The sequence below is a fragment of the Flavobacterium hibernum genome, from assembly GCF_000832125.1.
Lineage (GTDB): Bacteria > Bacteroidota > Bacteroidia > Flavobacteriales > Flavobacteriaceae > Flavobacterium > Flavobacterium hibernum.
In genome coordinates this window covers 303,702-318,295 of the sequence record NZ_JPRK01000011.1, presented here as the reverse complement: position 1 = coordinate 318,295, position 14,594 = coordinate 303,702, and the positions used below count along the sequence as shown (strand labels likewise).

The 14,594-nt window shown below is 35.0% G+C and carries 11 protein-coding genes; 2 read left to right on the top strand and 9 right to left on the bottom strand.

The features are described 5' to 3' along the window. The first annotated feature begins 46 nt into the window (after positions 1 to 46). Positions 47 to 826, top strand: a complete 780-nt coding sequence (locus tag IW18_RS14255; protein WP_041518546.1) for a DeoR/GlpR family DNA-binding transcription regulator — start codon at positions 47 to 49, stop codon at positions 824 to 826. Here IW18_RS14255 and IW18_RS14250 read toward each other — a convergent pair. From IW18_RS14250 to IW18_RS14215, 8 genes are all read right to left on the bottom strand, one after another. Further along, complete coding sequence (locus tag IW18_RS14250; RefSeq protein WP_041518545.1) at positions 823 to 1,893, bottom strand: dipeptidase; 1,071 nt, start codon at positions 1,891 to 1,893, stop codon at positions 823 to 825. The two genes, IW18_RS14255 and IW18_RS14250, sit on opposite strands and share 4 nt — an antisense overlap. Before the next feature lie 128 nt (positions 1,894 to 2,021). Then, positions 2,022 to 3,137 (bottom strand): D-TA family PLP-dependent enzyme, encoded by a 1,116-nt coding sequence (locus IW18_RS14245; RefSeq protein WP_041518544.1) that lies wholly within the window; start codon positions 3,135 to 3,137, stop codon positions 2,022 to 2,024. A gap of 4 nt (positions 3,138 to 3,141) precedes the next feature. Then, entirely contained in the window at positions 3,142 to 3,789 is a 648-nt protein-coding gene (locus tag IW18_RS14240; protein ID WP_041518543.1) for a bifunctional 4-hydroxy-2-oxoglutarate aldolase/2-dehydro-3-deoxy-phosphogluconate aldolase, read from the bottom strand. 9 nt (positions 3,790 to 3,798) lie between these two features. Next, positions 3,799 to 4,833: a sugar kinase gene (locus IW18_RS14235; RefSeq protein ID WP_041518542.1), complete on the bottom strand. Its 1,035-nt coding sequence runs from the start codon at positions 4,831 to 4,833 to the stop codon at positions 3,799 to 3,801. A gap of 219 nt (positions 4,834 to 5,052) precedes the next feature. Next, on the bottom strand, positions 5,053 to 5,520 hold the full coding sequence (locus IW18_RS14230; protein WP_041518541.1) for a RidA family protein: 468 nt from the start codon (positions 5,518 to 5,520) through the stop codon (positions 5,053 to 5,055). A 4-nt stretch (positions 5,521 to 5,524) separates the two neighbouring features. After that, on the bottom strand, positions 5,525 to 6,844 hold the full coding sequence (locus IW18_RS14225) for a GntP family permease (RefSeq protein ID WP_041518540.1): 1,320 nt from the start codon (positions 6,842 to 6,844) through the stop codon (positions 5,525 to 5,527). Positions 6,845 to 7,055: 211 nt separating this feature from the next. Then, positions 7,056 to 8,585 carry a SusD/RagB family nutrient-binding outer membrane lipoprotein gene (locus IW18_RS14220; RefSeq protein ID WP_041518663.1) on the bottom strand — a complete coding sequence of 510 codons (1,530 nt, stop codon included), beginning with the start codon at positions 8,583 to 8,585 and terminating at the stop codon, positions 7,056 to 7,058. 34 nt (positions 8,586 to 8,619) lie between these two features. Further along, positions 8,620 to 11,775, bottom strand: coding sequence for a SusC/RagA family TonB-linked outer membrane protein (locus IW18_RS14215; RefSeq protein WP_041518539.1), 3,156 nt, complete (start codon positions 11,773 to 11,775; stop codon positions 8,620 to 8,622). 235 nt (positions 11,776 to 12,010) lie between these two features. Between IW18_RS14215 and IW18_RS14210 the strand changes: the two genes are divergently transcribed. Next, a complete protein-coding gene (locus IW18_RS14210; protein ID WP_041518538.1) occupies positions 12,011 to 12,778 on the top strand; it encodes an amidohydrolase in 768 nt (255 codons plus the stop codon). Here the strand turns inward: IW18_RS14210 and IW18_RS14205 are convergent. Then, positions 12,775 to 14,472, bottom strand: a complete 1,698-nt coding sequence (locus tag IW18_RS14205) for an Ig-like domain-containing protein (protein WP_041518537.1) — start codon at positions 14,470 to 14,472, stop codon at positions 12,775 to 12,777. The genes IW18_RS14210 and IW18_RS14205 overlap by 4 nt on opposite strands. Between the last annotated feature and the right edge of the window lie 122 nt (positions 14,473 to 14,594).

The window sequence follows — 14,594 nt, the reverse complement described above, 5'->3', positions numbered from 1 at the left end:
TATTGCATTTATTGTTTACATTTGTCAATAACAAAAAAGAATTTGCATGAGTAATGATAATGAAGTGGTAAATTACACTAAGGAAGAACGTAAAAATCTTATTTTAAAGGAAATTAACTTGCATACTCGTGTAAGTTTTGAAACGCTTTCGGCCAAATTATTTGTTTCAGAAGATACTGTGAGACGAGATATTAATGAACTTGAATCAGAATCTTTATTGATTAAAGTAAAAGGCGGTGCGATGACCAAGGCTTATCACCATTCTTCGGCAAATAATCAAACTTATGCGGGCGAAGCAAAACAAACTATTGCACAAAAAACGTTAGGTTTACTTCGTGACGGAATGGTTTTGTTAATTGGTGGCGGAACTACAATTAGAGAATTTATCCGATTGATTCCTGATACTTTAAATCTGACCATTTTTACCGTTACTGTTTTATCTGCTGTTGAACTTTTGGACAAACCCAATGTTAAAATTATAATGATTGGCGGTAGTATTTCCTCTTACAGCCAAATGTGTGTTAGTGGTGATGTCTACAATCAATTGGCTAATATTAAAGTCGATTTATTAATATTAGGAACAAATGCTTTGGATATCGAAGGTGGTTTCTCAGATTCTGATTGGGAAACCGTTCAGGTAAAAAAAGCAATGATTCAGGCTTCTGAAAAAACAGCGATTTTGACTATTTCTGAAAAACTGGATACAGTTCTAAAAATGAAAATTGCCAACTTATCTGAGGTTAATTATGTGGTTACAGAAGTTGATCCAAACGACGAAAAATTACAATCGTACAAGAAGGCAGTTCCAAGTTTAGTTTTTATTTAATCCCAATTTTTTAGCAAGAAGTTAATCCAGTTTTGGTGAAAGATTTTATTTAAATCTTCATCGGAATATCCGTTGTTTTTAAAAATTAAAACCAATTTTTGTAAATCGGCAATGGTATCTAAATCATAAGGACCTTGTTCTGTACCAAAAGCACCATCCAAATCGGATCCTACCCCAATGTGATTTGCATTTCCTGCTAATTGACAAATATGATCCATGTGTTGAAAAACAGTTTGCAGATTGCAATTTGTATCTTTTGGTGTCGAAACGCCTCTTTCCCAATTTGGCACTAACATCCAAGCGTCTAAAGCGCCACCAATAACAGCTCCTCTAGAAATTAATGCTTTTATCATTTCGTCACTATATTGACGGTTATGATTTACTAAAGTTCTGCAATTGTTATGGCTTGCCCAAACTGGCCCATTGTAATGATCTAAAGCTTGCCAAAAAGCATCGTCGCATAAATGGGTTGCGTCCAGAATCATGTTCAATCGTTCCATTTCTTTTAATAAATCCAAACCGTTTTGGTTCATTTTTCCGGTTGCGTCCGTTCCGTTTGCGTAACGACCAGGTCCGTAATGTGCGGGACCAATGGCACGCAATCCGTAATTGTGTGCTTTTTCTAAATACGAAACATCGACAATAGAATCTGCACCTTCCAAACTCAAAATATAACCAATAGGTTTTTTGTCATTTGGTGTTCCGTCATTCCATAAATCAATTTGTTTTAGTAGAGTTTTTTTATCTGTAATGGCTGTGATTTCTCCGGCTTCTTCCATGGCTTTGTACCACGCCAGTTGCCCTTGAGTTTGTGCCCAAGCCTGTTCAGGAGAATTCCAACCCGGAATAATACTGCCCGGTTTTACAAATCGTGCAATTTGAGTGGCTACAACAATACCAATATTACCGCGTCGTAAATCAGGGAACGAAACCGTTGCGCGTTCGCGATCTGGTTTGTCCGTCATTCCTTTTTCGAGATGACGCAAGGTTGGTGCATCATTTCTTAAATCTCTATTCCATTCCATCGCATTCATGCTCAGGTCTAAATGGGCGTCTATTATAAACATATTATTTTTTTTAGGTATAAAGGTTCAAAGGCTCAGAGGTTCTCTAGACAAATGTTATTATCAGGTCTATTCTCTTTCTTCTTCGCTCTATTTTCTATTCTTTTTTCTTTATTCTACTTTTTCTGCTGCTAGATATTAATTTTTCTGCTACGAGCAACGACCAGCCATTGATCGCAAATTTGATGCGCTGCATTTACGACTTGTACAGAATCGTAAAGCGCACATGTTGGGCAAACATGATAAGGTTGAGCATAAATGGTATCGCCTATAGCATACTCGTTTTCCCCTCTGTTTTCTATAATTAAATGTTCTTCTGAATGTGCCGTTGGAATTAGGTTTTCATCATTTAAGATTACTAATCTTTTATCGATTGGGTTTTCAGAAGCCACGGCTTTGTATCCTATATCAATACAAAAAGTAGCACTTGTTGGTTTTGAAATAATTGTCCCAACAATTACTAAAGCAGGTTCAAAATGCTGTTCCGGTAAATGAATTTGATAATTCGAATCCCAAAAAACAAAAGTTCCGGGGCTGCATTCTATATTTTTTTGAGTCGCATAAAACGGGAACGTGTTCGATCCGCCGGCAACAATTTTTAATTCGTAGCCAAGCTTTTTATTGATTGCTTCTATTTCTTCGTTTATGCTAAAAAAAAGGTTTGATGCTGTAGAAATGCGTTGCGTAACATCGCCTTTTAAATGACCATCGTAAATATGAATTCCCGCAAAATGAAGGTTTTGTAGTTTGACGATTTCATAAATTAAAGCTTCCCAATTTTTAGAGATTGAAATTCCGGTTCTGTTCATTCCCGTATTCAAATCCAGATAAACGGTAAGTTTTAAATTGTTTTTCTGTGCAATTTGATCTAAGGCTTTCGCTGAATCTAAATTGTCGACTATGGTCGAAAAAGCAATATTTGGATATTTTTTGAGTAATGAAATCCATCTTTCTTTTTTTACACCAACAGGTTGGTAGGAGAGAAGAACGTCTGGAATTTCGTGTATGGCGGCAAGTTCTGCTTCGGCAATCGTAGCGCATTTTACCTTGTTGATGTTGTAGGTTTTAAACAAATCCAGAATCTCTCCAATTTTATGCGTTTTAATGTGGGGTCTTAATTTTTGAGTTTCACCATTCACTGTCTTTATCAATTGCTTGATGTTATACTGAATACGATCTTCGTAAACAGCCAGAAATGGGGTGTCGATACGGATTTCGGAATTAATTTTCCACCAATTGTTTTGCATAACTTTAGTTTCTAATTTTTTCTACAACTTCAATTAAACTTTCGAAAGCTTGTAATGATTGCTCGTAACTTAAGTTCGAAAGCATTTCTTTTGAAAATAAATTAGAACCAATTCCTACGCAAACTACTCCCGATTTAAACCAAGATTTTAAATTACTTTCTTCAAGGGTTACGCCTCCGGTTGGCATTAATTTTAAATCTGGAAAAGGTGCTCTGATAGCTTTTACATATCCTGGACCGCCAATTTTATCAGCTGGAAAAAGTTTTACAATTTCAGCTCCCAATTTATTGGCTTGAAGAATCTCGTTTAGTGTTGCGGCTCCGGGAATCCAATAAATATTATTTTTAAAACAATAGTTGCCAATTTCCAGATCGGTATGTGGGCAAACGATACAATCTGCTCCAAGAAGATGAAATGTTTGAGCATGATCGACGGTTAGGATAGATCCTACGGCTATTTTTACATCTATATTATTTGCTTTTTTAAAGGCTATCATTTGGCTAAAAACTTCTTTAGCATCACTTGCACGAGCAGCAAACTCGATAATTTTTATGCCAGCATCAGCCGCCGATTGTAATACTATTTGGGCTGTTTCAATGTTGATTTGGGTTACTAACGGAAGTACACCTTGCTTTTTTAATATGCTGTACATGTTATTTTTTTATCTGTTAATTCTATTACTTGAGCCATTTTTAATAAAGTGACTTATTTCGTTTGTGTTTGTTATGGCAAAATCTCCATGGATGCTTTGTTTGATTACGCCACAGGCAGTTGCCCATTTTATGGATTCTTGTCCGGACAATTTATTTGATAATCCATATAATAATCCTGCAGTAAAAGCATCTCCGGAACCAATTTGATCTGTTACGACTTGTATTTTGTGTTCTTCTGTTTGATGAAAATTACCTTCATGAATCAGTAATCCTTTATACAAATGCGCTGGTCCATCTGATTTTCTAAAACTCATTGCGAGTGTTTTTAGATGTGGCATTTTTGCTTTTAATAATTCGAATGTTTTCTGGAAGCGATTTTCGTCGGATTCGTTTTTATCCGTTTTAATTCCGAAATAAATTTCAATAGCATCTAAATCAGCAATTGTAATGGTGCTGTACTGAAGTAAATCGGGCATAATTTCAGAAGGATGTTTTCCGTATTGCCACAATTTGGATCTATAATTAAAGTCAGACGAAATTGGTAAGCCTTTTTTATGTGCTGCCAAAATCGCTTCTTTGCAAGCCAAACCTGCTTCATGAGAAACTCCCGGACTTATTCCTGACCAGTGAAAGTGCGTAACATCGGCTAAAGCCAAATCCCAATTTATTTGATCTTTTTCGATAGTTGCAAAAGACGAATTGCTTCGGTCGTAAATAACTTGTGATTGCCTGATTTGATTTCCGGCTTCAACAAAGTACAATCCCAAACGTTCGCCGCCATAAACACATTTTGAAGTATTTACTTTGTATTTCTGAAGTTCATTTAAAGTCAATTGAGCTAAATCATTCTGAGGTAATCTAGTAATATAATCGGTTTGAATTCCGAGTTGAGAAAGTAAAACACAAACGTTTGCTTCGGCACCACCAATATGTATTTTTATTTCGTTGGCTTGCGTAAACCTGTTTCCATCTGCAATGCTCATTCGGAGTAATAATTCTCCAAAAGTTGCAATTCTAGTTTGTGATGAGGTATTTGTATTCATGTTTTTTGTTTTTTGCCACAGATTATATGGGTTTCTTTTTTTGCCACAGATTTCAAAGATTAAAATGATTTATAAACTGTGTTTTTAGTTTTTTTTTAGCCACGAATTTCACGAATTTTCACTAATTCGATGCGTTAAAATAATTCGTGAAAATTCGTGAAATTCGTGGCTAAAAAAAAAATAATCTTTTTTAATCACGTAATCTGTGGCATATCTTTTTTAATATAATTCGAAAACAGCTTCAACTTCAACAGGAATATTGTCCGGTAAAGAACCCATTCCTACGGCACTTCTTACACCAATTCCGTTTTCTTGTCCCCAAACTTCAGCAAACAATTCGCTGCAACCATTTATAACGTACGGGTGTCTTAAAAAATCGCCATTGCAATTGACCATTCCTAAAACTTTTATAACACGTTTTACTTTATTCAGGCTCCCAAAATTGGTTACAATTGTAGAAAGCATTGTTAAGCCGACTTGTCTTGCTGCTAATTTTCCTTCTTCGATATCCATATCATCACCAATTCGGCCAATGATTAAGGATTTGTCGTCATTAACAGGCCCATGACCTGAAAGGTATAAATATTTACCATCAACTAAATATGGTTTGTATATGCCAAGCGGTTGAGGCGCGGGCGGAAGTGACAAACCAAGAGTTTCAAATTTTTCTTGTGGTAATAAATTCATGATATTAATGTATTATAGAGTTTAAAATAAAAACGAAAATGATTCCTAAAACAGATACTAGAGATTCCATGACGGTCCATGATTTAAAAGTGTCTTTTAGGCTGATATTAAAATATTCTTTGAACATCCAAAAGCTTGGGTCGTTTACATGTGAACACATTAAACTTCCTGCCCCTACAGATAAAACCAATAAGTTTGGGTCGAGTCCGGAAGTTTGTAATAAAGGTAATAAAACGCTGGCAGTCATTAATCCGGCTGCAGTAGCAGAACCTACACAAACGCGAATAATTGCCGCCATCATCCAGGCCAATAAATATGGATGAATGTTTATTTGTGTTAAAGTTGCCACTATAGTTTCGTTTACGCCGCTCACGATCATTACCTCTTTTAAGCCTCCCGCGCCACCTACAATTAAAACAATTAGAGCAACATCTTTTATTGCTGTCGCATAATCGTCCATTACTGATGTGATGCTTCTGTTCATTCTAATTCCTAAAGTATAAGTGCAAATCAATAGAGAAATTAGCATGATCATACTTGGTTCGCCAATTGTTTTGCAGATGTCTATTAAGGTTTCATTTTTTGAAATTATAGGTAATATCGAAGTCAGCGTTAATCCGAAAACCGGAAATAAAGCCGAAAATAAGCTCAATGAGAAACTCGGAAGTTTACCTTCATTCGCGATTTCTTCAACATTTATAATTTCATGATCAGATTCGGTTTTAATGTTTTTTAATAAATTCGAAAACAATAAACCTGCAATAAAAATTGTTGGAATCGCAATGATGATTCCGTAAACTAAAACAAGTCCAATCTGAGCATTTAAAATACTGCTTAAAGCCATTGGAGACGGATGTGGTGGCAAAAAACCGTGTGCTACTGATAGCGACGCCAGCATTGGGATTCCCAGATATACTTTTGAAAGCTTAAATTGATGGGCTACTGAGAAGATTAATGGAACTAACAAAACAAATCCTACACTATAAAATAGAGGTATCCCAACAATAAATCCGGTAATCATTAAGCCAAGGCGAACGTATTTTTTGCCCGTCCATCCCATAACAGTTTTGGCAATAACATTGGCGGCGCCTGATGAAACGGTAAGTTTACCAATACAGGTGCCAAAAACAATAATCAGAGTAATAGATCCTAACATTTCGCCTAGACCTTTTTGAACGGTTTGTGACAAAGTATTTATTGGCAGGCCTAAAAATAGACCTGCTAATAAGGCTGTTATGATAAAGGCAATAAACGGATTGATTTTAAGCCAAGCTATTTGAATGATTAAAAACGCAATGCATGCCGTAAGAATTAATATGCTCATTTATCTTTTTTATTATTAACTCGGTTGAGAGTAATTGGTGAAAATTTGATTAAACACATAGTAACATAGATTTCTTTGCTTGAATTTAGGAGTTTGAAAAAAGCTTGCTTTTAGCACATAGCTATGTTTATTTATGCAAGTGAAACGCCTTTTTTATATTTTAAACTATGTTTCTATGTGTTTAAATTCATTATGTCAACGGTTATTATTTTTATTTATCCCACCAAATTTTTGTTGTAAAACTATCTTCGCCTTGACGTTTAACGGATTCTGCTAAGTTAGTTGAATTCACTGAATATTCGCTGGTTGAGTATTTTATACGTCTCGGAATTGTTCCGTTAGTTACGTTTCCAGGAAAGTTTACCGGTGTTAAAACAGGATAACCCGTTCTTCTCCAATTGGCATAAATTTCTTGCTCATCTACAAATAAAGCTACATATATTTGAGTATGAATTTGATTCATTTTTGCCTCAAAAGATGCCGCTGCATTGTACGGATTTAGTGTTAAATAAGCAGTTGCATCTGTAATTGCATAAGCTGCACCATAAATTCCCATGTTTAAGAAAGAAGCTTTTACTGCTTTTTCGTATAAATCCTTATCCGTTTCCGCAGTATACCATCCTCTTGCGGCAGCTTCGGCTAAATATAAATTTGTTTCGGCATTACTAATCAATACAAGCGGAGCATCGTATTTGAAAATAGTATTTTGGTTTGGCTCAGAATAAGTAGCTTGTTCCAGTGGAGTTGGGGCTACTTTTGTTCCATTCGGGAAACCTTTTTGCGCGGCAAGAGTTGTGTTTTGTACTGTTCCTTGCCAAACTCCTGCATAAACGCTAATTCTAGGATCGGCAGTAGTTTTTAATAAATCGATGAATGTTTTGGCTAGTTTTCCGCCTTCAACATTTTTTTGTCCGTATGAACCTGCTGTAAAATCTTGTCTTCTGGCGTCGAAACCAACTGGATTTCTGTTGAAATCATTTGGTCCATCAGTATATTTCATAATTGCATTATCTGTTCCGTTCAGGATTACGCCGCCGGCAATGGCTTTGGTAACCCATGTTTTAGACAAAGCAGGATCAACTTTACTTAATCTTAAACCTAAACGAAGCATTAATGAGTACGAGAATTTTTTCCATTTCGTAACATCACCATCATAAATAAAATCAGCTTTACCAAAACTTGGTTTTGCTGGATCTAATGCTGTTGCGGCTTCATCCAATTCTTTTAATAAATCTTTATAGATGAATTCCTGAGTATCATATTTAGGAAGAAATACTTGCGTTGAATTGGCTTTTGCTGCTTCTGAGTACGGAATATCTCCATACAAATCTGTAATTCTGTGGTACAAATAAGCTTTCCAAATACGAGCAATGTTTAGTTTATTGCTGTCGGTTGGTGTGCTTTTTACAGTATTGATTACAATTTCGGTTTCGTTTAATGCTGTTGGATAAACCTGATTGAAATAAGCCGAAAAATAAACTTCGTTGCTTAAATATTTATCTCCCACTCCAGAAGCTTCTTTGTAAGTCGCGTAATGCTGAATCATGCCACCACATTCCAGAATATTGGTGAAAAAATAATTGTTGTTTAAGCCGTCAAGTTGTGCTCTACTGAAGATGTAATTAGGATTGGGTTTGTCCACGACATTTGGGTTCGTGTTGATTTCTTCAAAATCTTTGGTACAGGCTGTCATACCTCCTAAAAGTATGCCTGCGATATATAAAATGGTTATCTTTTTCATGTCTTTTAATTTAAAAATTAGAGATAGTATGAGCTTAGAATTTAACATTTAAGCTTAAACCGAAACTTCTGGTTTTTGGCACTCCAAATTGTTCAACACCTTGAGCATTTCCTGCACTAAATACAGATTCCGGATCTACGTTTGGTGTTTTCTTGTAAAGAATGAATAAGTTTCTGGCAATAAATGAAACCGATGCCCCCTGAAGTCTTGATAGTCCTTTTATTTTTTGAATAGGTAAGTCGTAACCTAAAATAATTTGTCTTAGTTTTATAAAACTTGCATCGTAAACAAATGTTGACGAAATGTTTCTTAAACCATCATAATACGTTCTTAAGTTTTCTGGAGCAATCACCATATCAACCGGGTTTCCGTTAGTATCAACACCTTTAATTGGTAAGCCACTTTCACGACCATCAAGTGTTAGTTTAGTTAATCCCATACGAGTTCCGTACAAATCAGTTCCAGAATATAAACTTCCTCCAAATTTACCATCGATCAAGAAGCTGAACGAGATGTTTTTGTATTTAAATTCGTTGCTAAGACCTGCTGCCCAAGGATGAACACCTTGTCCTAATTCCTGAAGTGGTCCTTGTGCAATAGTTGCAGAACCTCCACTTACATTATAAACAGTATTTCCGTTAGCATCAACACGAGGTTTGTATCCTTTAATAATACTGTAAGGACGACCAACATCACTTGTAATTGTAACATATCCGTTTACAGAAGTTGCCATTGTAATAGAGTTCAACTGATCTGTAAGTGCTTCAACTGTATTTTGATTATAAGATCCGTTGAAACTTGCGTCCCAAGAGAAATTCTCTGATTTAATGATTTTACCGCTTAATAAAACTTCAACACCTTTATTTCTCATTTTTCCAAGATTCAATAAAGCAGTATTTGCTCCAGATGCATTAGAAATTGTAGTTTCAACAATGTCATTTGTAGTAGCACGGTTGTACCAAGCAAAATCAAGATTTAAACGGTTGCGGAAAAATCCTAAATCAGCACCAACTTCAAATGTGGTAGAAGTTAACGGACTTAAAGTCGAGTTAGGAACTCTTGAACTCGTTGGTCCTTGTAATTGCTGTCCGTTGTGACCACCCTGAATCATTGAGTACGATTGGTTCAATGCATAAGGATCTGGTGTTGCGCCACCCACTTGTGCCCATGAACTTCTAAGTTTGGTAAATGAAATCCAATCTGGCATGTTTACAATATCCGAAAGGATAACACTTGTTCCTACCGAAGGATAAAATACGGTATTGTTATCTTTTGAAAGTGTCGAGAACCAATCCTGACGTCCTGTGATGTTTAAAAACACAATGTTTTTATAATCCAAATCTGCGGCAGCATAAACAGAATTTGTTTTCGTTTTTCCGTATGGGTAGCTATATGTAAGCGTCGATAAATTGCTTAAAGCATAGAAATTATCCAATACAAAATTTGAACCTTCAACTCTGGTTTCATCTCTCAAAGTAGTACGGGAGTTAACACCCACTAAAGCATTTAAAGAAAAATTATTGTAAATGTTTTTCTTCGTATAATTTAAAATTGCTTCTGAGTTCAGGTTTGACAATTTCATTCTTGAACCCTGCGCATATCCAACAGGATTGTTTAAAGTTGTTTTAGGAATATATCCAAAGAACTCATAATCTGTATAATCCTGACCAATACGTCCTTGCAGGAATAAATTTGGAGTAAAGTTTAACTTTACATTCAACATTCCAATAAAACGATTTTTGGTATCGCTGTTTTTAATTTTATTGACAACAAAATATGGGTTTGTTGCGACAGCAACCGGATTCCAAGCCTCTTCTACGCCATTTTCATCATAACCTGGCGAAAGATTTCTAATGTCAACAGTATTGGCAATCATGTAAGTTCCCCAGTTCGGGTTAGCCTCAGCATCTGAAACCGTAACTCTGTTGTTTGATTTCTCTAAATTGTATTGTGCTACAACATCAAATTTTAACCAGTTTGTCAAGTTTACATTACTTGCCATGTTAATGCTCTTGCGATTAAAATCATTATTGGGAACAACACCTTTATTTTCCATATTCGAAAACGAAAGACGTCCTGTAGCTTTTTCATTTCCTCCTGATAAAGCCAAAGAGTTGATAAAAGTTGTTCCCGTGTTATAGAAATTTTTAATGTTATTTTTTTGTGGTACATATGGTCTCGCTACACCATCAAATTGTACAACATCAGTTCCGTCCATTTTGGCGCCCCAAGACCAACGACCTGCAGCAATTGCTTCAGCTTGATTGGTTGGTTTTTTTCCATTGGCTCCAGAGCCATATTCATATTGCCATTCTGGTGTAATCGATGGCGTTTCAAAAGTAAACGACGTGTTGTAATCAACGCCAATTCCTTTTTGAGCCGAACCTCTTTTGGTTTGAATTAAGATTACTCCATTTGCAGCACTTGAGCCGTAAAGTGCAGCTGCTGTTCCACCTTTTAAAACCGTGATTGTTTTAATATCATCAGCATTAATAACCGATGTTCCATCACCTCGGTCAACATTAATTCTTGTTGAACCTGCACCATTTCCAATGCCTGGTAAATTAAGTTGCGTATTATCAATCGGTAAATCATTTACCACATACATAGGTTGGTTATTACCATTCAAAGAACCATTTCCTCTAATGATTACCCTTGTTGAACCATTTGGCCCTGTTGCAGTGCTGCTTACGTTTACACCCGCAATTTTCCCTACCAGGGCATTTGCGATATTTGTTTCTTTTGCTTTTGTAAATTCAGTACCTTTTAATTCAGTTACCGCATAAGCAACCGCTTTACTGCTTTTTTTAACCCCAAGAGCGGTTACTAAAACCTGATCTAAAACATTTTCGGCAGGTTTTAAGCTAATTACTAAATCTTTGGTACCGTTTAATGCGTATTCTAAAGTTCCATAACCCATGTAAGAAACGATAAGGTGAGTTTCGTTTTCTGGAATATTCAGTTTGAATTGTCCTTTTTCATCGGTTATAGTTGCTGCTTTCTTATTGCCTTTTGCATAAATAGTTGCTCCGGCAATTGGCATTCCATCGTCTTGACCAACTACTTGGCCTGAAATTTCAATCTGACTGCTTTTTTGTTCAAAAAGGTGCTTTTTTATTGCAACCTCTTTTGCGTTTGCTGAGAAGATGATTCCCCCAATAAACACTAATGAAATTAGCTTTGTTTTCATAATACTTTGGTTTTCATGTTTCTTTTTTGGTTTTTATTGGCGACCAAATATATATATTATTTTTACACGTTTGCATTTTTTTTGCACAAAACGCATATTTTTTGCAATATTTTTTCTCAAAGTATTTTTATAATCCAAAAGATATACGGTTTGAGGAGGTTTTTTGAGAAAATTTTGCAGAATACGCTTTTTGAAGAAAAAAATGTTTTAATCTTAAAATTCGTATTTTTGGAATATGAAAATTGCACTTATTCAATCAGAACTATATTGGGAAGACGCTGCTAAAAACAGAATGAGCTTCGAATTGAAAATAAATCAAATCGATTCGGATGTTAATTTGATTGTGCTTCCGGAAATGTTTTCGACGGGATTCACCATGAATGCTTCGGAAGTTGCCGAAACGATGCAGGGAGAAACCGTTTTGTGGATGCAAGCAATGGCAAAACAAAAAGATTGTGCGATAACAGGAAGTTTAGTTATCGTCGATAATAATCAATATTATAACAGAATGCTGTTTGTTTTTCCGTCGGGCGAAATTCAATATTACGACAAACGTCATTTGTTTTCGTTGGCAGGAGAAGACCTATTTTATATTGCGGGAACGCAAAAAGTGATTGTAGATTATTTAGATTGGAAAATCTGTTTGCAAATTTGTTACGATTTGCGATTTCCGGTTTTTGCGCGAAATGTCGAAAATTATGATTTACTCTTATATGTTGCCAATTGGCCAAAAGTCAGAACCAAAGCTTGGGATACTTTGCTTAATGCCCGTGCAATAGAAAATTTAAGTTATGTTGCAGCTGTAAACAGAATTGGTCTTGATGATAATAATTTTGAACATGTTGGACATTCACAATTAATTGACTTTTGGGGTAATTATGTCATAGAGCCACAAGAAACCGAAGGTGTTTTTGTGGCTGATCTAGATAAAAATGCAATGATAGAAATGCGAAAAAGACTCAATTTCTTGAGTGATAAAGACGATTTTGAGATTAAAATCTAGAACGCTTTCCTTTTCTTTTCGTCTTCTTTTCTCTTTTTCTCAATTTGTTTTTTCTCGACTTCTGGATTAAACGGAACGCTTAAATCAATAGGTTGCTCAACATCCCAATTCGTTCGGACATCTACACTTGTTTGATAATAAAAGACTTCTTCGGCGTATGTTTTGGTTAGGTAATTTCCAGAATCGTAGATTTTGTTTTTATTATCGTCGTAGATAATTCGAATTGTAAATTTGTCTGGTAATAGTGTATTGAATTCAATTTTGGTTTTTCCTTCAGAATAATCACTTGCGTAAACTACATCGCCTTTGGCATTTGTAACTTCAACAATTATAGGAAAACGTTTTACATTTTGTAAATTCAGGACTAGATTTCCATAATCAGCATATTCTTTAGTCGCTAATTTATAAGACAAAGTATCGTTTGTTTTTTCGTAAAAATCAGTCAAAGCACCTGGTAAAAAGGTGAAATGGTATTTTTCTACCGGTTCTTTTTTGAAGTCTACATACAATTTTTGCTCAAATTCGTCGTACTCAGTTGTGAAATCTATGGCAAGAGAATCTTTATTCGTTAGCTTGATTTTCGATTTGTCAAATTTCACCAATGGAGTTGCTGATTCTAATGTGAATCGCTCCCTGAAATTTAAAATTCCGCTTTGAGCAGCTGTAATATTTAAAGTGTCTTTCTTTTGATCTTTTATTTTAAAATTAAATTTTTTCTCAAAATGTTCAGCTTTTACATCCATCGATAACGAATCTACCTTGTCGACTTTAAATGGTTTAAACCAAACTTGCAAAGAGTCCTTTTTAGGAAAAGCAGTTACGATAGTTTCAAGAGACTCACCATTGTGTTGTAACGTGATTTTTGGTTTAGAAACTTTAAAGTTTTGTTTTCCTTCATAAGGAAGTAATAACCTGTTTCCTGATGCCTGTATTGGTTTTAATGCCTTTAACGGAATTGTTTCTTTAAATAATTCGATCTCAAAAAGCGTATCATTTGGTACCGTAATATAATGCTTAATGAATCCAATTTTGTCATCTTTTGGATTAAATCTGTTGTTTCCTCCTTTATCTTTTAAGGCCATTAAAAAATATTTACCTGGCTTTAAATTTTCTAATTTAAAAGTCCTCAAACTATCCAATGTGCTTGTAATGTATCTTGGACTTTGTTTGTAGATTACAGAATCTTTAAAAGTATCATTTATTTCATAAAGCATTACTGAGACAAAATTGTCTACATTTTTTTCGTAGGCATCTTTAATTCGTCCACCAATCGAAAGGGAATCAATATATGATCCTGTCGAAAACACATATTTGAATTGATTAATCGCATTTCCTTCGTTATTGTCGGCAATACTTTGTCCGAAGTTAAAGCTATAAGTTGTGTTGGGTTGTAAAGTATCTTTTATTTTTATTGTAATTACTCTACTCGCATTTGTTGGTAAAATCAACGGCTCGCGTTTCATTGGAGGTGAAATGATAAGCTGTTTGTTGAGGTTTTTAAGCTTAACATATTCGTCAAAACCTAAAATAATTTCGTCTCCTTTAAAATTAGTACTAAAGTTTTCAGGAGAACTGTATACTAAAACCGGAGCCAAAGTATCTTTTAGTCCGCCAGTAATGCTGCCTCGTTTGGCGCAACTCATCATTAAAAATACCAATAAAAATGCAATATATCTGAAGTTGTTTTTCAACATAACGGTTTCTGAATTTGATTGCACAAAATAACGATTATATTTGCTTTAATAGAAATTTTTTATCCATTTATTAGGATTTCGAGTGTTGCCTTTTTGTTGTTTTTTTTAAATTTCAAAACATC